Source organism: Ramlibacter algicola, from assembly GCF_016641735.1.
Classification (GTDB): domain Bacteria; phylum Pseudomonadota; class Gammaproteobacteria; order Burkholderiales; family Burkholderiaceae_C; genus Ramlibacter; species Ramlibacter algicola.
In genome coordinates, this window is the sequence record NZ_JAEDAO010000001.1 from 3,303,539 (window position 1) to 3,324,282 (window position 20,744).

At 69.0% G+C, this 20,744-nt stretch carries 20 protein-coding genes; 10 read left to right on the forward strand and 10 right to left on the reverse strand.

The window, feature by feature from the left end:
- Nucleotides 1-18 precede the first annotated feature (18 nt).
- The 5 genes from I8E28_RS16140 to I8E28_RS16160 form a co-directional block, all read right to left on the reverse strand.
- Nucleotides 19-1,029, reverse strand: coding sequence for an SDR family oxidoreductase (locus I8E28_RS16140; protein WP_200789136.1), 1,011 nt, complete (start codon nucleotides 1,027-1,029; stop codon nucleotides 19-21).
- Nucleotides 1,030-1,117: 88 nt separating this feature from the next.
- Nucleotides 1,118-3,193: an ATP-binding protein gene (locus I8E28_RS16145; protein WP_200789137.1), complete on the reverse strand. Its 2,076-nt coding sequence runs from the start codon at nucleotides 3,191-3,193 to the stop codon at nucleotides 1,118-1,120.
- 205 nt (nucleotides 3,194-3,398) lie between these two features.
- Nucleotides 3,399-4,580, reverse strand: coding sequence for an MFS transporter (locus I8E28_RS16150; RefSeq protein WP_200789138.1), 1,182 nt, complete (start codon nucleotides 4,578-4,580; stop codon nucleotides 3,399-3,401).
- Nucleotides 4,581-4,587: 7 nt separating this feature from the next.
- Complete coding sequence (gene aroC, locus I8E28_RS16155; RefSeq protein WP_200789139.1) at nucleotides 4,588-5,685, reverse strand: chorismate synthase; 1,098 nt, start codon at nucleotides 5,683-5,685, stop codon at nucleotides 4,588-4,590.
- A 35-nt stretch (nucleotides 5,686-5,720) separates the two neighbouring features.
- Nucleotides 5,721-6,185 carry a CBS domain-containing protein gene (locus tag I8E28_RS16160; protein WP_200789140.1) on the reverse strand — a complete coding sequence of 155 codons (465 nt, stop codon included), beginning with the start codon at nucleotides 6,183-6,185 and terminating at the stop codon, nucleotides 5,721-5,723.
- 100 nt (nucleotides 6,186-6,285) lie between these two features.
- On the opposite strand from I8E28_RS16160, the gene I8E28_RS16165 reads away from it, so the two are divergent.
- From I8E28_RS16165 to I8E28_RS16180, 4 genes are read left to right on the forward strand one after another with little or no spacing between them, the layout of a single operon-like run.
- Nucleotides 6,286-7,587 carry an O-acetylhomoserine aminocarboxypropyltransferase gene (locus I8E28_RS16165; RefSeq protein WP_200789141.1) on the forward strand — a complete coding sequence of 434 codons (1,302 nt, stop codon included), beginning with the start codon at nucleotides 6,286-6,288 and terminating at the stop codon, nucleotides 7,585-7,587.
- A 1-nt stretch (nucleotide 7,588) separates the two neighbouring features.
- Nucleotides 7,589-8,407 (forward strand): alpha/beta fold hydrolase, encoded by an 819-nt coding sequence (locus I8E28_RS16170; RefSeq protein ID WP_200789142.1) that lies wholly within the window; start codon nucleotides 7,589-7,591, stop codon nucleotides 8,405-8,407.
- Nucleotides 8,404-9,684: a cytochrome P450 gene (locus I8E28_RS16175; protein WP_239027259.1), complete on the forward strand. Its 1,281-nt coding sequence runs from the start codon at nucleotides 8,404-8,406 to the stop codon at nucleotides 9,682-9,684. The genes I8E28_RS16170 and I8E28_RS16175 overlap by 4 nt, the downstream gene beginning before the upstream one ends.
- Before the next feature lie 31 nt (nucleotides 9,685-9,715).
- The gene (locus I8E28_RS16180; RefSeq protein ID WP_200789143.1) at nucleotides 9,716-10,045 is read left to right on the forward strand and encodes an Mpo1-like protein; all 330 of its coding nucleotides are present in this window, start codon (nucleotides 9,716-9,718) and stop codon (nucleotides 10,043-10,045) included.
- Here I8E28_RS16180 and I8E28_RS16185 read toward each other — a convergent pair.
- Complete coding sequence (locus tag I8E28_RS16185; RefSeq protein ID WP_200789144.1) at nucleotides 10,042-11,244, reverse strand: YihY family inner membrane protein; 1,203 nt, start codon at nucleotides 11,242-11,244, stop codon at nucleotides 10,042-10,044. The genes I8E28_RS16180 and I8E28_RS16185 overlap by 4 nt on opposite strands.
- Before the next feature lie 23 nt (nucleotides 11,245-11,267).
- On the opposite strand from I8E28_RS16185, the gene I8E28_RS16190 reads away from it, so the two are divergent.
- Genes I8E28_RS16190 through xth form a run of 6 tightly spaced genes read left to right on the forward strand, consistent with a single transcriptional unit; the run spans nucleotide 11,268 to nucleotide 15,761 of the window.
- Complete coding sequence (locus tag I8E28_RS16190) at nucleotides 11,268-11,636, forward strand: DUF2069 domain-containing protein (RefSeq protein ID WP_420850221.1); 369 nt, start codon at nucleotides 11,268-11,270, stop codon at nucleotides 11,634-11,636.
- Nucleotides 11,633-13,045 carry an FAD-binding oxidoreductase gene (locus I8E28_RS16195; RefSeq protein ID WP_200789146.1) on the forward strand — a complete coding sequence of 471 codons (1,413 nt, stop codon included), beginning with the start codon at nucleotides 11,633-11,635 and terminating at the stop codon, nucleotides 13,043-13,045. The genes I8E28_RS16190 and I8E28_RS16195 overlap by 4 nt, the downstream gene beginning before the upstream one ends.
- A gap of 8 nt (nucleotides 13,046-13,053) precedes the next feature.
- Nucleotides 13,054-13,863, forward strand: a complete 810-nt coding sequence (locus I8E28_RS16200) for a thymidylate synthase (protein WP_200789147.1) — start codon at nucleotides 13,054-13,056, stop codon at nucleotides 13,861-13,863.
- Between the two features lies 1 nt (nucleotide 13,864).
- Entirely contained in the window at nucleotides 13,865-14,347 is a 483-nt protein-coding gene (locus I8E28_RS16205) for a dihydrofolate reductase (RefSeq protein ID WP_200789148.1), read from the forward strand.
- A 30-nt stretch (nucleotides 14,348-14,377) separates the two neighbouring features.
- Complete coding sequence (locus I8E28_RS16210; protein ID WP_200789149.1) at nucleotides 14,378-14,980, forward strand: DUF4337 domain-containing protein; 603 nt, start codon at nucleotides 14,378-14,380, stop codon at nucleotides 14,978-14,980.
- 4 nt (nucleotides 14,981-14,984) lie between these two features.
- Entirely contained in the window at nucleotides 14,985-15,761 is a 777-nt protein-coding gene (gene xth, locus I8E28_RS16215) for an exodeoxyribonuclease III (RefSeq protein ID WP_200789150.1), read from the forward strand.
- Nucleotides 15,762-15,911: 150 nt separating this feature from the next.
- On the opposite strand, the gene ntrC is transcribed toward xth, so the two are convergent.
- The 4 genes from ntrC to glnA form a co-directional block, all read right to left on the reverse strand.
- A complete protein-coding gene (ntrC, locus tag I8E28_RS16220; protein WP_200789151.1) occupies nucleotides 15,912-17,375 on the reverse strand; it encodes a nitrogen regulation protein NR(I) in 1,464 nt (487 codons plus the stop codon).
- A 40-nt stretch (nucleotides 17,376-17,415) separates the two neighbouring features.
- Nucleotides 17,416-18,492 carry a nitrogen regulation protein NR(II) gene (glnL, locus tag I8E28_RS16225; protein WP_200789152.1) on the reverse strand — a complete coding sequence of 359 codons (1,077 nt, stop codon included), beginning with the start codon at nucleotides 18,490-18,492 and terminating at the stop codon, nucleotides 17,416-17,418.
- Nucleotides 18,493-18,496: 4 nt separating this feature from the next.
- Entirely contained in the window at nucleotides 18,497-19,012 is a 516-nt protein-coding gene (locus I8E28_RS16230; protein WP_200789153.1) for a hypothetical protein, read from the reverse strand.
- 200 nt (nucleotides 19,013-19,212) lie between these two features.
- Entirely contained in the window at nucleotides 19,213-20,631 is a 1,419-nt protein-coding gene (gene glnA / locus I8E28_RS16235) for a type I glutamate--ammonia ligase (protein ID WP_200789154.1), read from the reverse strand.
- Nucleotides 20,632-20,744: the final 113 nt, after the last annotated feature.

A 20,744-nucleotide genomic window follows, 5' to 3' on the forward strand; every position in this document is an offset into this window, starting at 1 on the left:
GAATGACGGGAGCGGTGTTCAGCTCCCCACGGTCCCCGTGATCGGCAGCACGATGCCAGTCACGTAACTGCTGCACACGGGCGAGGCCAGGTAGACGTACGCCGGGGACAGTTCCTCGGGTTGCGCGGGCCGCTTGAACTCCGTCTGCTGGCCGAACTTCGCGACCTTGTCGGGCGTCTGGTCCGCTGGGTTCAGCGGCGTCCACACCGGGCCGGGCGCGACGGCGTTCACGCGGATGCCCTTCTCGATCAGGTTGGAGGCCAGCGACATCGTGAAGGCGTGGATCGCGCCCTTGGTCGACGAGTAGTCCAGCAGCGAGCCGCTGCCGCGCAGGCCGGTCACCGAGCCGGTGTTGATGATCGACGCGCCTTGCTTCATGTGCGGCACCGCGGCCCGCGCCATGTAGAAGTAGCCGAAGATGTTGGTCTTCATCGTCTCTTCCAGTCGCTCGTCCGTGATGTCCACGATCGAGTCGGCATGTTCCTGGAAGGCGGCGTTGTTGACCAGCACGTCGAGCTTGCCGAACTCGCGCACGGTGCGCTCGACGGCGTCGTTGCAGAACGCCGAGTCCTTCACGTCGCCCTTGAGCAGCAGGCAGCGGCGGCCTTCCTTCTCGATCCAGCGCTTGGTCTCCTGCGCGTCCGCGTCGGCCTCCAGGTAGACGATCGCAACGTCCGCACCTTCGCGCGCGAACAGCACCGCGACCGCCCGGCCGATGCCCGAGTCGCCGCCGGTGACGATCGTTCCCATGCCTTCGAGCTTGCCGCTGCCCTTGTAGCCGGGCGCTTCGAAGCGCGGCTTGAGGTCCATCTCCGCTTCGATGCCGGGCTTCTCCAGGTGCTCGGCAGGCATGCGGCCGGGCTGGTCGCGACCGCCCGCGGTGCCGGCCGCCTTGTTGGTGGTCTGCACCGGCTTGTCCTGCGGCGCCCCGCCGCCCTTGCCCTTCGATTCGTCCTTGCGGTCCTGCTCGCGCTGGATCTCGCGCTGCTTCTCGATCGCGGCGTCCTTCGCGCCCGGTTTGTCGGCCATGGGTGCTCCTTGTCTGGAAACCCCCATGCTCGCGAAGCCCGCTCGGCAGCGCTGTCGCTGCGCGTGGCTCGATGGCGTCGGACGGCGCCTACCGCGGCGCGCCCAGCTGCATCAGCCGCGCCGGGTCGACCGGCTTGGTCCAGTGGTGGTCGAAGCCGGCTGCCAGTGCAGCCTGCTTGTCCTGCTCCTGCCCCCAGCCGGTGAGCGCGATCAGGATCGGCTGGCGCACGCCCTCGAGCTTGCGGATGCGGCGTGCCACCTCGTAGCCGTCGAAGTCGGGCAGCCCGATGTCCAGCAGCACGACGTCGGGCCGGAACTCGGCCGTCAGGCGCACCGCGCCCGTGCCGTCGTGCGCGATGGCGACCTGGTGTCCCGACATCCCGAGCAGCTCGGCGACCGTGCTTGCGGCGTCTTCGTTGTCGTCGACGACGAGCAGCTTGCGCGGGCCGGTGCCGGGTGCGGGCGCGCTGCCGGCATCGGCGGCCGGGCGCGGCGGCGCCGGCGGCGCGGTGCGCGGCAGGACCACGATGAACTCGCTGCCCTGCTCCTCGCCGCGGCTGTGTGCCTCGACGCGGCCGCCGTGCAGGCGCACCAGGCCTTCAACCAGCGACAGCCCGATGCCCAGGCCGCCCTGGCGCCGGTCGTCCGGCTGCTCGACCTGCGTGAACAGCCCGAACACCTTGCCGAGCATCGCGGGCTGGATGCCGATGCCGTTGTCGCGCACGACGACGCGCAGCTCCGATGCATCGCCGTCGACGATCACGTCGATCTTGCCGCCGCGGCGCGTGTACTTCGCCGCGTTGTTCAGCAGGTTGGAGAACACCTGGGTCAGGCGCGCGGGATCGCCCACGATGTCGGTCGGCGCGTCGGGGAAGGAGATCGACAGCTTGTGGTGCAGCGCCTCGATGTGCGGGCGGCTGATCTCGACCGCCGCGCCGATCACGTGCACCAGGTTCGTCGCTTCCTTGTGCAGTTCGATCTTGCCGGTGCCGATGCGCGACACGTCCAGCAGGTCGTCGACCAGGCGCGCAAGCTGCCCGACCTGGCGTTCCATCACGCCGACCGCATGCTCGATGCGCTGCGGGTCGCCCCGCGCACGGCGCACCAGCGACAGCCCGTTCCAGATCGGCGCCAGCGGGTTGCGCAGCTCGTGCGCCAGCGTGGCGAGAAACACGTCCTTGGTCCGGTCCGCTTCGCGCATGGTGCCCACCAACTGCGCGTTGTCGATCGCGATGGCGGCGCGGTGGGCGAGGTCCTCGGCCAGCGCGAGGTCGCCGGTGTCGTACTCGCGCCCGGACTCCGCGGTGATGAAGGTCAGCACGCCGATCGTGCGCCCGCGCACGGTCAGCGGGGCGCCGATGTACGAGCGCAGGCCCAGGCCGCGCAGCATGCGCAGCAGCTCCTGGTCGGACGTTCCGTTGGCCAGCATCTCGTCCGTGATGTGGCCCACGAGCAGCCCCTGCCCGGTGCGCAGCACGTTCCACGTGCCCGCGGGGCTGGCGGGATCCGGCGGATAGCACCGGTGCAGGTCATGCGCGAGTTGCACCTTCGCGGGGTCGACGTGCGCGGCCGAGACGCGCGCCAGCGAGCCGTCCGGCTGCAGCAGGTCGACGGCACACCAGTCGGCGAAGCGAGGGACGGCCAGGCGCGCGATGCGGTCCAGCGTGCACTGCCAGTCGTCGACCTCGGCCAGTTCCTCGCTGGCACGCGCGAGGAACGTGAGGTCGCTCTCGACCTGCTTGCGCCGCGTGATGTCCATGCACACGCCGGCCATGGAGCGCGGCTGGCCGGCGGTGTCGCGCCGCACCCGGCCGCGGGCCTCGAGCCAGCGCACCGTGCCGTCGGGCCAGACGACGCGGTACTCGACCCGGTGCCATCCCGTGCCCGCGATCGACTGCTGGTAGGCCTGCTGGAAGTGCTCGCGGTCCTCCGGATGGATGCGCTCGGCGTAGTTGGTGATGTCGGGCGTCGGCGCGTCGGGCGGCAGGCCGTGCAGGCGATCCATGCCTGGCCACCAGCGCGTCGCGCCCGTGGCCAGGTCGATCTGCCAGAGCCCCAGGTTGCCGGCCTCGATCGCGAGCTGGAGCGGCTCCTCGGCCTCGTGCAGGTCCATGGGGCGCGCGCGGCCATTGCCGGAGAGCGCGGTCGCAGCCGGGGAGGCCACGGCCGGGGAGGGTTCGGTCCTGCTGAGCATGGGTGATCGAACTGCTGGCCCAGAGTAGCGGGATTCCGGCCGCCCGCGCGGCGTGCCCGGGCCTGCGCATGCAATGCGCGCCCGCGCCGCATCCCGTTCACGCCGGACCTCCCCCGCGCCGGTGCTCAGGACCTTGCTATGGATTCATGAGCCACCAGCATGCGTAACAGCTGCATCAGCCTGCAGTTGCGGCGCTTTCCAGCTGATCAGTTCGCCGCGCCGCGAGCGTTGCGAGCACGGCCAGCGCGGCTGCCGCACCGAACAGCGCCTGGAATCCCCAGCGCGACACGACCGCACCGCCACCGACGACACCGATGACGCCGCCGAGTCCGTAGCCGCTGACGGTGAACAGGGCCTGCCCGCGGCCGCGCAGCCGGCCCGGGAAGTGCGCCGACACCATCGCGATGCACGTCGCGTGGTGCGTGGCAAAGGTGAGCGCATGCAGCGCCTGCGCGAGGAAAAGCGCGACGAGCGACGCTGCGCCCCAGCCCGTGAGCACCATGCGCAGCACGGTCGCGATGCCGCACACCCACAGCCAGCGCGTGAGCGGCAGCCGCGGCAACCAGCGGCCCTGGCCGAAGAACCATGCCACCTCGACAATCACCGACACCGCCCACAGCAGGCCGATCGTTCCCTTGCCGTAGCCGCGCGCGTCGAGGTAGAGCGAGAAGAAGCCGTAGATGGCGAAGTGCGCCATCACGTGGAAGAACAGCGAGACGAAGAACCACCGCACGACGGGTTGGCGCAACACCGGGCCGATGGGCGCGCCGCGTGCCGCGCCGTGCACCGGCTCCTCGTGCGCGGACGGCAGCCACAAGGTGCACGCCAGCACGGCCGCGAGCGTCAGCAGCGTCCAGCCCGGGAAGTGGCCCATGCCGAAGCGCTCGAACCACGCTCCGGCGAGGAACACCGTGACCATGAAGCCGACCGAGCCCCACAGGCGCACGCGCCCGTAGCGGCCCCAGTCGCCGGCGACCAGGTGCGCCATCGCGGCCTCGGTGAGCGACATCATCGAGCTGGTGTGCGTGAACATCAGCAGCAGCACGACGCCCACCCACCAGGTGCCGCCGTTCCACCACAGGCCCAGCGACGCGACGAGCGCGACGACCGCGGACCAGCGCAGCAGCTTCACGCGCTCGCCGGTGTGGTCGGACAGCGCGCCCCACGCATAGGGCGCGAACACGCGCGTGAACGATTGCACCGACGTCAGCAGGCTGATGACGACGATCGGCAGGCCGAGCGACTTCAGCCACAACGGCAGGTACGGGTTGAAGAAGCCGATGTGCGCGAAGTAGGTCGCGGACAGCGCGGCGAACGGGACGAGCGCCCGGCGCGCGGGCGGTGGCGCGGCCGTCATCGGCCGGTCAGGGGAGCGAGGCCGGGATCGGCTGCAGCGGCGGCTGCACGTCGGCGTTCTGCGCGCGGTGGCGCAGCACATGGTCCATCACCACCAGCGCCAGCATCGCCTCGGCGATCGGCGTCGCGCGGATGCCCACGCACGGGTCGTGGCGGCCCTTGGTGACGACCTGCGCCGGCTGGCCCTGCACGTCGATGCTGTCACGCGGGCTGAGGATCGAACTGGTGGGCTTGATGGCGATCGAGATCTCGAGGTCCTGCCCCGTGCTGATGCCGCCCAGCACGCCACCGGCGTTGTTGGTGGCGAAACCCTGCGGCGTCAGCGAGTCGCCATGCGTGGTGCCGCGCTGCCCGACGCTGGCAAACCCGGCGCCGATCTCCACGCCCTTGACGGCGTTGATGCCCATCATCGCCCATGCGATGTCGGCATCGAGCTTGTCGTACAGCGGCTCGCCCAGGCCCGGCGGGACGTTGGTCGCCGTCACGCGAATGCGCGCGCCGCACGAATCGCCGGCCTTGCGCAACGCATCCATGTATGTCTCGAGGTGCGAGACGTCAGCGATGGGCGCGAAGAACGCGTTGCGCGGGACGTGGTCCCAGGATTCGAACGGGATCGCGATCTCGCCCAGCTGCTGCATGCAGCCGCGGAACTGGATGCCGTGCCTGGCGTGCAGCCACTTCCTGGCGACGGCGCCGGCAGCGACCATGGGTGCGGTCAGCCGCGCCGACGACCGCCCGCCGCCGCGCGGGTCACGCAGGCCGTATTTCTGCAGGTAGGCGTAGTCGGCGTGGCCCGGACGGAAGGCCTGCGCAACGGCGGCGTAGTCCTTGCTGCGCTGGTCGGTGTTGCGGATCAACAGGCAGATCGGCGTGCCGGTGGTCTTGCCCTCGTACACGCCGGACAGTATCTCGACCTTGTCCTCTTCCTGCCGCTGCGTGACGTGCCGGCTGGTTCCCGGACGGCGACGGTCGAGATCGGGCTGGATGTCGGCTTCGGACAGCTCCATGCCGGGCGGGCAGCCGTCGATGACGCACCCGATGGCCGGCCCGTGCGATTCACCGAAGTTGGTGACCGCGAAGAGGGTGCCGAAGGTGTTGCCGCTCATGGGGTGCCATTATCCGGCAGCCCCGGAGGCGGTCTTCAGAGCGACGCGGAAGGCAGCTGGTCTTCCGCGGCAGGCCAGTCGCGGATGTAGGCCTTGAGCATGCGGTTCTCGAAGTTCTGGCTGTCCACGACCGCCTTGGCGACGTCGTAGAAGCTGATGACGCCCATCAGCATGCGGCGGTCCATCACCGGCATGTAGCGCGCATGGCGCTCCAGCATCATGCGGCGCACTTCGTCCAGTTCGGTTTCCATCGTGCAGGTGAGCGGGTGGTCGTCCATCGCCGTGCGCACCAGGCGCTCGCCGACGACGCCGCCGTTCTTCACGATGCACTGGATCACTTCGCGGAAGGTCAGCATGCCCACCAGGTCGCCATGCCCCATGACGACCAGCGAGCCGATGTCCTTGTCCGCCATCGTCGCAATGGCGGTGGCGAGCGGCTCGTCGGGGCCGACGGTGTAGAGCGTGTTGCCTTTGACGCGCAGGATGTCGCTGACCTTCATGCCTGTCTCCTCGGGTGGCGGCCACGAGGGCCGTCGAGCCAATATAGCCCACAATCCCGCGGTCCGCACCCACGGGGCGGACACGAAGGAGAAGACCCCCATGCCCGGCCATTCCGACCCCGGCTTCGACACCCTCGCGCTGCATGCCGGCGCGGCCCCCGACCCCGCGACCGGCGCGCGCGCCGTGCCGATCCACCTGACCACGTCGTTCGTCTTCGAGTCGAGCGACCACGCCGCCGCGCTGTTCAACCTGGAACGGTCGGGCCACGTCTATTCGCGCATCAGCAATCCGACCAACGCGGTGCTGGAGCAGCGCGTCGCCGCCCTCGAAGGCGGCATCGGCGCGATCTCCACGGCGAGTGGCCAGGCGGCCCTGCACCTGGCCATCGCGACGCTGATGGGCTCCGGCTCGCACATCGTCGCGAGCACGGCGCTGTATGGCGGCTCGCAGAACCTGCTGCACTACACGCTGCGTCGCTTCGGCATCGAGACCACGTTCGTGCAGCCGGGCGACATCGACGGCTGGCGTGCCGCCATCCGGCCCAATACCAAGCTGCTGTTCGGCGAGACCGTCGGCAACCCGGGCCTCGACGTGCTGGACATCCCGACGGTGTCGGCCATCGCGCACGAGGCGCGCGTGCCGCTGCTGGTCGACTCGACGCTGACCTCGCCGTGGCTCATGCAACCGCTGGCGCACGGTGCGGACCTGGTCTACCACTCGGCCACCAAGTTCCTGTCGGGCCACGGGACCGTCATCGGCGGCGTCGTGGTGGACGGCGGCAGCTTCGACTGGGACGCGTCCGGCAAGTTCGGCGAGCTCACCGCGCCCTACGACGGCTTCCACAACATGGTGTTCACCGAGGAATCGACGGTCGGCGCCTTCCTGCTGCGCGCGCGGCGCGAAGGCCTGCGCGACTTCGGCGCCAGCATGAGCCCGCACACGGCATGGCTCATCCTGCAGGGCATCGAGACGCTGCCGCTGCGGATGGAACGCCACATGCGCAACACCGAGAAGGTGGTGCAGTTCCTCGCGGCGCACCCGTTCGTGGCGCGCGTCGGCCACCCGATGCTGGAGTCGCACGCCAGCCACCAGCTGGCGAAAAAGCTGCTGCCGCGCGGCGCGGGCTCGGTGTTCAGCTTCGACATCAAGGGCAATCGCGCGCAGGGCCGCGCCTTCATCGAGGCGCTGAAGCTGTTCAGCCACCTGGCGAACGTGGGCGATTGCCGCTCGCTGGTGATCCACCCGGCGAGCACGACGCACTTCCGCATGACCGACGAAGCGCTGGCCCAGGCCGGCATCTCGCAGGGGACGATCCGCCTGTCGATCGGCCTGGAAGACGCGGACGACCTGGTCGAAGACCTCAAGCGGGCGCTGAAGGCGGCCGAGAAGGCGGGGAGCTGAGATGGAACTCGCCGTCCGCGGCCACCGCACTTATTGCTACACCGGCGGCAAGGCGTTCGATCCGGCCAAGCCGACCGCCGTCTTCCTGCACGGCGTGCTGAACGACCACAGCGTGTGGGCCTTGCAATCGCGCTACCTGGCCAACCACGGCTGGAACGTGCTGGCGGTCGACCTGCCCGGCCATTGCCGCAGCGAGGGCGAGGCGCCCTCCTCCACCGAGGAAGCCGCGGACTTCGTGCGCGACCTGCTGGATGCCGCGAAGCTGGAGAAAGCCGCGCTCGTGGGCCACAGCTGGGGATCACTGATCGCGATGGAAGCCGCGGCGCGGTTGAAGGACCGCATCACGCATCTCGCGCTGGTGGGCACGGCGTTCCCGATGAAGGTGTCGCCGGCGCTGCTCGAGGCCAGCCAGCACGACCCGGAGAAGGCGATCCACATGATCAGCGTGTTCTCCTGGTCCACGCTCGCGCCGCCGCCCTCCTCCCTCGGGCCGGGCACCTGGATCTGGGGCGCGGGCAAGGCGCTCAACCGCCGCGTGCTGCGCAGCAACCCGAAGGTCAACGTGTTCCACCGCGGGTTCGTCGCCTGCGACAAGTACGCGAACGGCTTGCAGGCGATCACGCAGGCCACCTGTCCCGTGCTGTTCGTGCTCGGCCGCATGGACCAGATGACGCAGGCCAAGGCCGCGCAGCCGCTGGTGGAAGCCGCGCGCGGTGCCGGCAGGCAGGTGCGCGTCGTGACGGTCGAGGCCGGCCACCACGAAATGACCGAGGCGCCGGACACGGTGCTCGGCGCCTTGAAGGAGTTCCTGCACGCATGACGATGGACGCGATCACGCCCCCGATGGCCCCCGAACGCGCGCGAGAGATCGCGGCGAGCTTCGACCTGCGCGCGCTGCCGAGGGACTTCTACGACAACCCGTTTCCCGTCTATGCCGCGCTGCGCGAGCAGCAGCCGGTGCGGCGCATGCCCGACGGCTCGTGGTTCCTCACTCGCTACGCCGACCTGTGCGCGGTCTACCGCGACGCGCAGTCGTTCAGCTCCGACAAGAAGGTCGAGTTCACGCCGAAGTACGGCGAAGGCGCGCCGCTGCTCGCGCACCACACGACCAGCCTCGTCTTCAACGACCCGCCGCTGCACACGCGCGTGCGCAAGCTGATCATGGGCGCGCTGACGCGGCGCGCCATCGCGGAGATGGAGCCGGGCCTGGTCACGCTGGTGGACGGGCTGCTGGACGCCATCGAGCAGCGCGGAGGCGGCGACCTGATCGAGGATTTCGCCGCCGCGATCCCCGTCGAGATCATCGGCAACCTGCTGGGAGTGCCGCACGATGAACGCGGTCCCTTGCGCGACTGGTCGCTGGCGATCCTTGGCGCGCTCGAGCCCAGACTCACGCCGGAGCAGGAAGAGAGCGGCAACCGCAGCGTGACCGAGATGCTGGAGTACCTGCGCGGCTTGGTTGCGCGCCGCCGCCGTGAACCGGGCGACCCGGAGCACGACGTGCTGACGCGGCTGATCCTCGGCGAAGGAGGCGAGCAGCTGTCGGAGCACGAGCTGCTGCAGAACTGCATCTTCATCCTCAACGCGGGCCACGAGACGACGACCAACCTGATCGGCAACGCATTGGTGGCGCTGCAGGAGTGGCCGCAGGAGAAGCAGTGGCTGCTTGGCGCCATCGGGCGCGACGCCGGCGCTGCGGCCCTGGAGCCGGTGCTGTCGACGGCGGTGGACGAGTTCCTGCGCTTCGAGTCGTCGAACCAGCTCGGCAACCGCCGCGCGGTGCGGCCCGTGACCGTCGGCGGCGTCGACTTGCCGGAAGGCGCACTCGTGACGCTGTGCATCGGCGCGGCCAACCGCGACCCGGCCCAGTTCGAGCATCCGGACGTGCTGGACCTGCGCCGCGAGAACAACCGGCACCTGGCGTTCGGCTTCGGCATCCACCAGTGCGCCGGGCTCAGCCTGGCGCGGCTGGAAGGCCGGGTGGCGATCGGCCGGTTCCTCGCCCGCTTCCCGGGCTACCGGCTCACCGCGGTGCCGAAGCGCGGCGGCCGCGCGCGGTTCCGTGGCTTCCTGCACGCGCCGTTCGCGGTCGCCTAAACTGCAGGCACAAGCACACGGAGACATTCGCATGGACGCCACGACCCACGCTGCCGATCCCCGCTCGATGCACTCGTTCGCGGAGTTCTATCCGTTCTACCTGAACGAACACGCGAACCGCACCTGCCGGCGCCTGCACTTCGTGGGCTCCACCCTCGGCCTCCTGTGCGTGGCGTTGGCCATCGCCACGGCGACCTGGTGGTGGGTGCTAGTCGGACTGCTGTGCGGTTACGCCTTCGCGTGGATCGGGCACTTCGGCTTCGAGAAGAACAAGCCCGCCAGCTTCAAGCGGCCGCTCTACAGCTTCATGGGCGACTGGGTCATGTACAAGGACATCTGGACGGGGAAGATCCCCTTCTAGACGACATCCTTCAAGTACAGCCCCGACCAGCGTCCGGCTTCCCACAGGCCCTTCGTGCTGTCGCTGCGCGGCAGCAGCAGGTGCCGCAGCAGCGGCTCCAGCGCGGTCGATTGCACGTCGGCCAGCATCACGTAGCGCGTGGCGACGTCGTCCTCGGCTTCGTTGAGGCGCCCCACCCAGTCCAGCCGCACCAGAGTCTCCAGCACCGGCTCCAGTTGCAGCGGATCGACTTCGATGGCTGCGACCAGTTCGTCGATGCTCATGCCGCGCCGCGCGGTGTTGCGAACGCGGTGCAATTGCTGCAGCACCTCCAGCGCCAGCTGGAATTGCCAGCCGTGGGCCGCCGGCACGCGCCGGCTGGCGCCGAGCAGGGCGGGCAGGTAGGCCGCGACGACCGCACCCAGCAGCACCACCGTCCACGCGACGTAGATCCACACCAGCAGGATCGGGACGGTGGCGAACGCGCCGTACACCATGTTGTACGTGGGCACCTGGCCGAGGTACCAGGCCAGCACGCGCTTGGCGACCTCGATGCCGATCGCGGCTGCGACGCCGCCGGCCAGGGCATGCGCCCACCGCACGGGCGTGTTCGGCACGAAGCGGTACAGCGACGCGAGCGCCCCGGCGAGGGCGCCGAATTCGAGCAGGTCGATGAAGAACTGCACGCCGCCCGGGATGCCGCTCACGAGCCCGCGCGACGCATACAGCGCGTACGACGTCATGGTCATGCTCGCGGCCAGCAGCAACGGGCCCAGCGTCATCACCGCCCAGTAGATCAGCACGCGTTGCGCCAGCGGACGCGGCCGGCGCACGCGCCAGATCGCGTTCAGCGTCCTGTCGATCGTCAGCACCAGGGCCAGCGCGGAAAAGAAGAAGGCGGCCAGGCCGGCGACACCCAGCCGGCTGGCCTTGCCGGCGAACTGGTTCACGTAGGCCAGCACCTGGCGCGCGATGGAATCGGGTACGAGGCTCTGCACCAGCCAGGCCTGCAGCGAGCCCTGCAGCTTGGAGAACATCGGGAACGCGGTGAACACGGCGAGGGCGACGGTGACCAGCGGCACGAGCGCGATGGTGGTGGTGAACGTCAGGCTGCTCGCGGTGAGGCCCAGGTGGTCCTCGCGGAAGCGCTCGCGCAGCGTGCGCAGGGCGGGCCCCCATGGGAAGCGCGAGAGCGTCTCGAGCAGGGGAGCCAGCTTCATCGGCCGCTATGATGCCATCGCCCATGGACACCCCCGAAGACAGCCACCTGCGCAAGGTCGATGCGACGCGATGGGCGGCCGTGGCATCGCTGCTGGCGCTGGTCGCGGTGTTGCTCGTGTGGGAGCTCGGATTGCACCGCAGCTGGTGGGCAATCAAGGCGCTGCCGCTGTGCGCGCCGCTCGCCGGGCTGCTCAAGCGCCGCCTCTACACCTACCGCTGGACGTCGCTGCTCGTGTGGCCCTGGTTCGCCGAGGGCGTCGTGCGGTGCACGACCGACGCCAGCCTCGCGAGCCGCGCTTTCGCCGGCGCCGAAGTCGCCTTGACGCTGGCCTTGTTCATCGCCTGCTCGCTGCACGTGCGCACCCGGCTGTCGCACAAGGACCCTGCATGACCTCCCTCGTCGACACCTTGCGCTCCTGCGTCGGGCCCGCCCACGTGCTCGATGCGGGCGACCTGGCCGCCTACGAGCAGGACTGGCGCCGGCGCGTGCGCGGCAAGGCGCTCGCCGTGGTGCGGCCCGGCAGCACCGCCGAAGTTGCGGCGGTCGTGCGCGCCTGCGCCGCCGCGGGCACGTCGATCGTGCCGCAGGGCGGCAACACCGGGCTCGTCGTCGGCGGCGTCCCGGATGCCAGCGGCAAGCAGGTCGTCCTGAGCCTGCAGCGCATGAACGCCGTGCGGTCCATCGACGGCGAGAACCTCACGATGACCGCCGAGGCCGGCTGCGTGCTGCAGGCGGTGCAGGAAGCGGCCGACGCCGCCGGCTTCCTCTTTCCCCTGAGCCTCGCGGCCGAAGGCAGTTGCACGATCGGCGGCAACCTGTCCACCAACGCCGGCGGCACGCAGGTGCTGCGCTACGGAAACGCGCGCGAGCTGTGCCTGGGGCTGGAAGTCGTCACTGCGCAGGGCGAAATCTGGGACGGGCTCGCGGGCCTGCGCAAGGACAACACCGGCTACGACCTGCGGCAGCTGTTCGTGGGCAGCGAAGGCACGCTGGGCGTCATCACGGCGGCGACGCTGAAGCTGTATCCCAGGCCGGCGGCGACGCTGACCGCATGGGCCGCTGTGCCCTCGATGGAGCACGCGGTGCGGCTGCTCGCGCTGGCGCAAAAGCGGCTCGCCTCCGGGCTCACCGGGTTCGAAGTGATGGGCGACTTTGCGCTGTCGCTGGTCGCCCGGCACTACCCGCAGCAGCGCGTGCCGTTCCTCGGCCAGACGCCCTATGGCGTGCTGCTGGAGAACACCGACCACGAATCCGAAGCGCATGCCCGCGCGCAGTTCGAGGCGCTGCTGGAAGCCGCGCTGGAGGACGGCTGCGCCACCGACGCCGTCGTCGCCGAGAACATCGCGCAGGCCCACGCGCTGTGGCACGTGCGCGAGAGCATCCCGCTGGCGCAGGCCGAGGAAGGCCTGAACATCAAGCACGACATCTCGGTGCCGATCTCGCGCATCCCGGCGTTCTGCGCCGCGACCGATGCCGTGCTCCAGCGCGAGATCGCCGGCGTGCGACTGGTGAACTTCGGCCACCTGGGCGACGGCAACCTGCACTACAACGTCCAGGCGCCCGCAGGTGGCGACATGGCCGCCTTCCTGCGCGAGCAGGAGGAGCGGGTGAACACGCTGGTCTACGACCAGGTGCACAAGTTCGGCGGCTCCATCAGCGCCGAGCACGGCATCGGCGAGCTGAAGGTGGACAAGCTGCCCCACTACAAGTCGCCCGTGGCGCTGTCGATGATGCGGGCCGTGAAGGATGCCCTCGATCCGGCCGGCATCCTGAATCCGGGGCGGGTGGTGCGGGGATAATCGGCGGCATGACGCGCCAGGTCCGCTCCCAGTACGAAGACTTCATGCGCCATGTGTACGAGCATGGCACCCCGAAGACCGACCGCACCGGCACCGGCACGCGCAGCGTGTTCGGCCACCAGATGCGCTTCGACCTGGCCGAAGGCTTCCCGCTGGTCACGACCAAGAAGGTCCACGTCAAGTCCATCATCCACGAACTGCTCTGGTTCCTGGAGGGCTCGAGCGACAACAACAAGCTGCGCGACCGCGGCGTGACCATCTGGGACGAGTGGGCGCGCGAGGACGGCGACCTGGGGCCGATCTACGGCGTGCAGTGGCGCAGCTGGCCGACACCCGATGGCGGCCACGTCGACCAGATCGCGCAGGCCGTCGACACGATCCGCAAGAACCCCGATTCGCGCCGCATCATCGTCAGCGCCTGGAACGTGGCGGACCTGCCGAAGATGGCGCTCGCGCCCTGCCACGCGTTCTTCCAGTTCTACGTGGCCGACGGCAAGCTGTCGTGCCAGCTGTACCAGCGCAGCGCCGACATCTTCCTGGGCGTGCCGTTCAACATCGCCAGCTACGCGCTGCTCACGCACATGATCGCGCAGCAGTGCGACCTGGGCGTCGGCGACTTCGTCTGGACTGGCGGCGACTGCCACATCTACAACAACCACTTCGAGCAGGTCGAGCTGCAGCTGTCGCGCCAGCCGTTCCCGTATCCCGAGCTGGTGATCAAGCGCAAGCCGGCGTCGATCTTCGACTACAAGTTCGAGGACTTCGAGATCGTGGGCTACGAGTGCCATCCGGGCATCAAGGCGCCCGTGGCGGTCTGACATGGTGCTTGGCCTCATCTACGCCCGCGCCGCCAATGGCGTCATCGGCAAGGAAGGCAAGCTGCCCTGGCACCTGCCCGAAGACCTGGCGCACTTCAAGCGCGTGACGCTCGGCGCACCCGTCATCATGGGCCGCAGGACCTGGGACTCGCTGCCGCCGAAGTTCCGGCCGCTGCCGGGCCGGCGCAACATCGTGGTGACGCGCCAGGTGGACTGGCACGTGGAAGGCGCCGAACGCGCCGCGTCGCTGGAGCAGGCGCTGGCCAGTTGCGCGCACGAACCGAAGGCCTGGATCATCGGCGGCGCCGAGTTGTACCGCCAGGCCGAAAGGCGGGCGCACGTGGTGGAAGTGACGGAGATCGAGCAGGACTTCGACGGCGATGCCTTCGCCCCCACGCTTGGCGGCGACTGGCGCGAAGTCGCCCGCGAGCGCATCCAGGCCGCATCGGGCCTGCACCTGAGTTTCGTCAGGTTCGAGCGGTAGAACAACGGCTTTTCCCCGAGGAGGATTCCCATGTCAGGAGCCGGCTTCCACGTGCACGGCCCGCACGACCACGAACTGGAGCACGCCCAGCAGCACGCTGCGGAGCACGGGCACCACGGTCTGGGCGGCGGCAGCATGACCAACCAGATCGCGATGTTCACGGCGGTGATCGCCACCGTCGGCGCAATCTTCGCGTACATGGGCGGCTCCACGCAGGCCAACGCCGGCCTGTACAAGAACAACGCCGCGATCAAGAAGACCGAAGCGTCCAACCAGTGGAACTTCTACCAGGCCAAGAGCAGCAAGCAGAACCTGTCCGAACTGGCGATGGTGCTCGTCGCCGACGACAGGAAGCCTGCGTACCAGAAGGAAGTCGAGCGCTACAAGCTGGAGAAGGCCGAGATCAAGCTGGCCGCCGACAAGCTCGAAGCCGAAGCGCTGGACTGGGACAGGAAGAGCGACGAGCAGATGCACCAGCACCATCGCTGGGCGCAGGCGACCACCGCGCTGCAGGTGTCGATCGCGCTGGCCGCCATCGCGCTGCTCACGAAGAAGAAGTGGCTCGAGTGGGGCATGTTCGGCGTCGGCGCCCTCGGTGCCGTGATCGGCGCCCTCGCCTTCCTGCATTTCTGACGCCGTGAAGATCACCACCTGGAACGTCAATTCGCTGACGGCGCGGCTGCAGCATGTGCTGGACTGGCTGGCGGCGAATCCGGTCGACGTGCTGTGCCTGCAGGAGCTGAAGCTCACCGAGGACAAGTTCCCGCTGATGGAACTGCAGGCCGCCGGTTACCCGCACTGCGCCGTGTTCGGGCAGAAGACGTACAACGGCGTCGCGATCCTCAGCCGCACCGAGGTGCGCGACGTCTCCCGCAACATCACGCACTTCCCGGACGAGAACTCGCGCGTCATCACCGGCACGGTGGACGGCCCGCTGGGGCCGCTGCGCATCGTCAACGGCTACTTCGTCAACGGCCAGGCGCCGGGCACGGAGAAGTTCACCTACAAGATGAACTGGCTGGGTGGCATGAACGCGCACCTCTGCGACGAGCTGAAGCAGCACGAGCGGCTGGTGCTGCTGGGCGACTTCAACATCGCGCCCGAAGACCGCGACTCGTACGACCCTGAGGGCCTGCGCGACACGATCCACCACACGAAGGAGGAGCGCGAGCACTTCCAGCGCCTGCTCGGGCTGGGGCTGTGCGACAGCTTCCGCCTGTTCGAGCAGCCGGAGAAGAGCTACAGCTGGTGGGACTACCGCATGCTCGGCTACCAGAAGAACCGCGGGCTGCGCATCGACCACATCCTGGTGAGCGAGGCCCTGCGCCCCCACGTCAAGGCCTGCGCCATCGACCGCGTCCCGCGCAAGTGGAAGCAGCCTAGCGACCACGCGCCGGTCACGCTGGAGATCTAGGCATCGAGGCGCTGCGCGCGGCTCGACGCGGTGGTCGCAGAGGAAAGAGAGAGGACACAGAGCCGCCACTGGATGGCTTCGCTGCCACCCAGTCACCTCTCTCTCCTCTGCGTCCTCTGCGTTGAGACCAGGCGCGCAAGCGCCGCACGCTCACTCGAGTCCCAGCTCCTGGATCTTGCGCGTGATGGTGTTGCGGCCGATGCCGAGCTTTTGGGCGGCTTCGATGCGGCGGCCGCGCGTGTGCGCAAGCGCGGTCAGGATCAGGCGCGACTCGATCCGGCGCGTCAGCTGGTCCCAGACGTCCACGTTGCCGGCCTGCAGCAACTGCATGGCTTCGGCTTCGAGACCGGCTTCCCAGTTGCCGGCCACGACGGGCGCAGAGACCGCTGGGGCAGTGGATGCCTGCGGGGCCGCCGCAGGCGTCGCACTGGGAACAGGCGCGTCGGCAGGCGCGGCCGCCACTTCCGGTGGCAGGTCCTTGGGTTCGACCAGCTGCGCGGGCGCCATCACCGTCAGCCAGTGGCACACGTTCTCCAGCTGGCGCACGTTGCCGGGGAAGGCGAACGACGTCAGGCGCGCGAGCGCCGCTTCCGAGATGCGCTTGGGTTCCACGCCCAGCTGCTTGGCCGACTGCTGCAGGAAGTGGCGCGCGAGCATGGGGATGTCCTCGCGCCGCTCGCGCAGCGCGGGCAACCGCAGGCGGATCACGTTGAGGCGGTGGAACAGGTCCTCGCGGAACGCGCCGTCCTTGACGCGCTGCTCGAGGTCCTGGTGGGTCGCGGCGATCACGCGCACGTTGGCCTTCACGGCGTTGTGGCCCCCGACGCGGTAGAAGTGCCCGTCGGACAGCACGCGCAGCAGGCGCGTCTGCAGGTCGAAGGGCATGTCACCGATCTCGTCCAGGAACAGCGTGCCGCCCTCGGCCTGCTCGAAGCGGCCGCGGCGCATGGTCTGCGCGCCGGTGAAGGCGCCGCGCTCGTGGCCGAACAGCTCCGACTCCAGCAGGTCCTTCGGGATGGCCGCGGTGTTGATCGCGACGAAGGGGCCACCCGCGCGCGGCGAATGCTTGTGCAGCGCGCGCGCCACCAGTTCCTTGCCCGTGCCGGACTCGCCGGTGATCATCACCGTGACGTTGCTCTGCGACAGGCGGCCGATGGCGCGGAACACGTCCTGCATCGCCGGCGCCTGGCCGAGCATCTCGGGCGCGGCGGCGAGCCGTTCCTCGGCGAATTCCTCGCGCTGGCTCTCCTCCACCGCGCGCCGGATCAATTCGACGGCCTTGGGCAGGTCGAAGGGCTTGGGCAGGTATTCGAACGCGCCGCCCTGGAAGGCGGAGACGGCGCTGTCCAGGTCGGAGAACGCCGTCATGATGATCACGGGCAGCCCGGGCAGCTTCTCCTTGACCTTGGACAGCAGGTCCAGGCCGTTGCCCCCCGGCATGCGGATGTCGCTGACCAGGATCTGCGGGCCCTGGTCGTCGCTGGCGCCCTCCAGCGCCTGCAGCACCTCGCGCGCGCTGGTGAAGCTGCGGGTGGGCAGCTCCTCGCGCAGCAGCGCCTTCTCCAGCACGAAGCGGATGGATTGGTCATCGTCAACGATCCAGATCGGCTTCATGGGGGGCTGTCACCTCGTAGGGTCTTTGCTCAAGTTGGCGTCAGGGCAATGGAATCAGGATCTTGAAATCCGTCCTCCCCGGCACGCTGTCGCATTCGACCAGGCCATGGTGCTGCTGCACGAAGGTTTGCGCCAGCGTCAGCCCCAGGCCGGACCCGCCTTCGCGCCCCGAGACGAGGGGGTAGAAGATGCGGTCCTTGATCGCGTCGGGCACGCCGGGCCCGTTGTCGATGACATGCAATTCCAGTGCCAGTCGGTAGCGCTGCTTGCCGAAAGTCACCTGCCGCGCGACGCGGGTGCGAAAGACCAGCTGCGCGTCGCCCGCCGCGATGCGCTCGGCCAGCGCCTGGCAGGCGTTGTGCGCGATGTTCAGCACGGCCTGGATCAACTGCTCGCGGTCGCCGCGGAACTCGGGCAGCGACGTGTCGTAGTCGCGCACGACCGACAGCCCGCGCGGGAACTCGGCCAGGATGAGCGAGCGCACGCGTTCGCAGACCTCGTGGATGTTCACGTCGCCCACCACGTGCGGCTTGCGGTGCGGCGCGAGCAGCCGGTCCACCAGCGTCTGCAGCCGGTCGGCCTCGTGGATGATGACCTGCGTGTATTCCTTCAGGTCGCGTCCCTGGATCTCCATCTCCAGCAGCTGCGCCGCGCCGCGGATGCCGCCCAGGGGGTTCTTGATCTCGTGCGCCAGGTTGCGGATCAATTCCTTGTTGGCCTGGGCCTGGTCCAGCAGGCGCTCCTCGCGTTCCTGCCGCGCCTGCTGCTCCAGCGGCAGCAGCTCGACCACGATCTCGCCGGCGCTCTCCGTCTGTGCCACCACGACGTGGACCTGCAGGGCGTCGACGCCGTGGCGCACCAGCCAGCCGTCGTAGCGCATCGCCGCGTACTCGTTGCTGCCGGCGCCCTCTATGGCGGTGCGCAGCCGTTGCGGCTCGGTGAAGAAGGTGGGAAGGCTGGCGCCTTCGATCATGCGGCGCGAGGTGCCCAGGGCATCCTCCAGCGCGGCGTTGGCGAACAGCACGGTGCCGTCCGGCGTCACCACGGCCACCAGCGTGGCGAGCAGGTCGAAGGCCTGGAAGCGGTCCTGCGCCCGGCCGGGTGCTGGCGCGCTCAAGCGATCACTGCTTGGCGGTGGGGGGGCCCATGCGCGACAGCTCGCGCTTGATGCCCGCGATGTCGCTCTCGTTGCGGGACATGCTGGCCTTGAGTTCCTCGACGCGGTCGAGGTACTTCTGGTGGTTGCGGCCCTCGGCGCCCTGCTTTTCGGGCTCGCCCTTGTTCCATTCCTTGACCAGTTCGGCCTGCCGCGACTCGGCCTTCTTCAGCTCGGCTTCGAGGATGGAGCGCGCTTCCGCATCGCGCGCCTTCTGCTCGGGCGTATCGATGCGCGAGCCGGACGCGGCCGGGTTGACGTTGGCGACGCGCACGGCGTTGGCGCTGTTCACCTTCGTGCCTTCGACGACCGTGACGTTGCGGCTTTCCACCTGCTTGCAGCCACCCGACTGCGCCTCGCGGGCGTCGTTCGTGTAGGTGTTGCCGCAGCGCCAGACGGTGCTGCCCCCTTGCGCGTGCGCGAGGGGGGCCGCCAGGCCACAGGCCAGGGCGAAGGAAACGGTGGTCAGCGCGGACTTCATGGACGGTGCTCCTTGCATGGGCATGCTCGGGGACGGCCTTGCAGTATCGCGCAACTCTTCAGGTTGTCCAAGCAACCCCATGATTCCAAACGGAAAACGGCGTTGCGGGGGCATAAAGTCCCACCCCTGCAACGAAAAAGGGACGGCCCTGGCCGTCCCTTTCGTCGCGCGGCTGGATTGGCATCCAGCCCCGGCCAGCGTCACAGGCTGTAGTACATGTCGAACTCGATCGGGTGCGTCGTCATGCGGAAGCGTTGGACCTCCGTCATCTTCAGCTCGATGTAGGCATCGATCATGGCGTCGCTGAACACGCCGCCCTTGGTGAGGAACGAGCGGTCCTTGTCCAGGTACTCCAGCGCCTGGTCCAGGCTGTGGCACACGGTCGGGATCTTCGCGTCCTCCTCCGGCGGCAGGTGGTACAGGTCCTTGGTGGCGGCCTCGCCCGGGTGGATCTTGTTCTCCACGCCGTCCAGGCCCGCCATCAGCATGGCGGCGAAGCCCAGGTAGGGGTTCATCAGCGGATCGGGGAAGCGGCACTCGATGCGGCGGCCCTTCGGGTTGGCGACGTACGGGATGCGGATCGACGCCGAGCGGTTGCGCGAGCTGTACGCCAGCTTCACCGGCGCCTCGAAGCCGGGCACCAGGCGCTTGTAGCTGTTGGTGCCGGGGTTGGTGATCGCGTTGAGCGCGCGGGCGTGCTTGATCACGCCGCCGATGTAGTACAGCGCGAACTCGGACAGGCCCGCGTAGCCGTCGCCGGCGAACAGGTTCTTGCCGCCCTTCCACACGGACTGGTGCACGTGCATGCCGGAGCCGTTGTCGCCCACGATCGGCTTGGGCATGAAGGTGGCGGTCTTGCCGTAGGCGTTGGCCACGTTCTGGATGATGTACTTCTGCAGCTGCGACCAGTCGGCGCGCTCGACGAGCGTGCTGAACCTGGTGCCGATCTCGTTCTGGCCGGCGCCCGCCACCTCGTGGTGGAACACCTCGACGGGGATCCCCATCGACTCGAGGATCAGCGACATCTCGGCACGCATGTCCTGCGTGCTGTCGACCGGCGGCACCGGGAAGTAGCCGCCCTTGGTGGTCGGGCGGTGGCCCTTGTTCCCACCCTCGATCTTCTTGCCGGTGTTCCAGGGCGCCTCGTATTCGTCGATCTCGACGAAGCAGCCATTGGGCCCCGACGCCCAGCGCACGTCGTCGAAGATGAAGAACTCGGGCTCGGGGCCGAAGAACGCCGTGTCGCCCAGGCCGCTGGCCTTCAGGTAGGCCTCGGCGCGCTTGGCGATGGAGCGCGGGTCGCGGTCGTAGGCCTTGCCGTCACCCGGCTCCAGCACGTCGCAGGTGAGGATCAGGGTGGTCTCTTCGAAGAACGGGTCGACGTTCGCCGTGTTCGGGTCCGGCATCAGCAGCATGTCCGACGCCTCGATGCCCTTCCAGCCGGCGATCGAGGAGCCGTCAAACGCGTGGCCCGAGCTGAACTTGTCTTCGTCGAAATGCGAGATCGGCACGGTGACGTGCTGTTCCTTGCCGCGGGTGTCGGTGAAGCGGAAGTCGACGAACTTGACTTCGTTCTCCTTCACCATCTTCATCACGTCTGCGACGGTCTTGGCTGCCATCAGGGGTTCTCCGTTGGATGTTGGTGGTTGGTCGGGGGATGCGGCGGATCCGGATGCAGGTTCTGTGCCAAAGCTGGTGCATGGCCGGACCGGCAGGGAGCCCGCGATTGTCG

Excerpts from the sequence above, each read along its gene's own strand:
- I8E28_RS16140 (WP_200789136.1), bottom strand. The coding sequence starts at position 1,029 with ATGGCCGACAAACCGGGCGCGAAGGACGCCGCGATCGAGAAGCAGCGC.
- I8E28_RS16150 (WP_200789138.1), bottom strand. The coding sequence starts at position 4,580 with ATGACGGCCGCGCCACCGCCCGCGCGCCGGGCGCTCGTCCCGTTCGCC.
- aroC (WP_200789139.1), bottom strand. The coding sequence starts at position 5,685 with ATGAGCGGCAACACCTTCGGCACCCTCTTCGCGGTCACCAACTTCGGT.
- I8E28_RS16160 (WP_200789140.1), bottom strand. The coding sequence starts at position 6,185 with ATGAAGGTCAGCGACATCCTGCGCGTCAAAGGCAACACGCTCTACACC.
- I8E28_RS16165 (WP_200789141.1), top strand. The coding sequence starts at position 6,286 with ATGCCCGGCCATTCCGACCCCGGCTTCGACACCCTCGCGCTGCATGCC.
- I8E28_RS16170 (WP_200789142.1), top strand. The coding sequence starts at position 7,589 with ATGGAACTCGCCGTCCGCGGCCACCGCACTTATTGCTACACCGGCGGC.
- I8E28_RS16175 (WP_239027259.1), top strand. The coding sequence starts at position 8,404 with ATGACGATGGACGCGATCACGCCCCCGATGGCCCCCGAACGCGCGCGA.
- I8E28_RS16180 (WP_200789143.1), top strand. The coding sequence starts at position 9,716 with ATGGACGCCACGACCCACGCTGCCGATCCCCGCTCGATGCACTCGTTC.
- I8E28_RS16185 (WP_200789144.1), bottom strand. The coding sequence starts at position 11,244 with ATGAAGCTGGCTCCCCTGCTCGAGACGCTCTCGCGCTTCCCATGGGGG.
- I8E28_RS16190 (WP_420850221.1), top strand. The coding sequence starts at position 11,268 with ATGGACACCCCCGAAGACAGCCACCTGCGCAAGGTCGATGCGACGCGA.
- I8E28_RS16195 (WP_200789146.1), top strand. The coding sequence starts at position 11,633 with ATGACCTCCCTCGTCGACACCTTGCGCTCCTGCGTCGGGCCCGCCCAC.
- I8E28_RS16200 (WP_200789147.1), top strand. The coding sequence starts at position 13,054 with ATGACGCGCCAGGTCCGCTCCCAGTACGAAGACTTCATGCGCCATGTG.
- I8E28_RS16205 (WP_200789148.1), top strand. The coding sequence starts at position 13,865 with ATGGTGCTTGGCCTCATCTACGCCCGCGCCGCCAATGGCGTCATCGGC.
- I8E28_RS16210 (WP_200789149.1), top strand. The coding sequence starts at position 14,378 with ATGTCAGGAGCCGGCTTCCACGTGCACGGCCCGCACGACCACGAACTG.
- ntrC (WP_200789151.1), bottom strand. The coding sequence starts at position 17,375 with ATGAAGCCGATCTGGATCGTTGACGATGACCAATCCATCCGCTTCGTG.
- I8E28_RS16230 (WP_200789153.1), bottom strand. The coding sequence starts at position 19,012 with ATGAAGTCCGCGCTGACCACCGTTTCCTTCGCCCTGGCCTGTGGCCTG.
- glnA (WP_200789154.1), bottom strand. The coding sequence starts at position 20,631 with ATGGCAGCCAAGACCGTCGCAGACGTGATGAAGATGGTGAAGGAGAAC.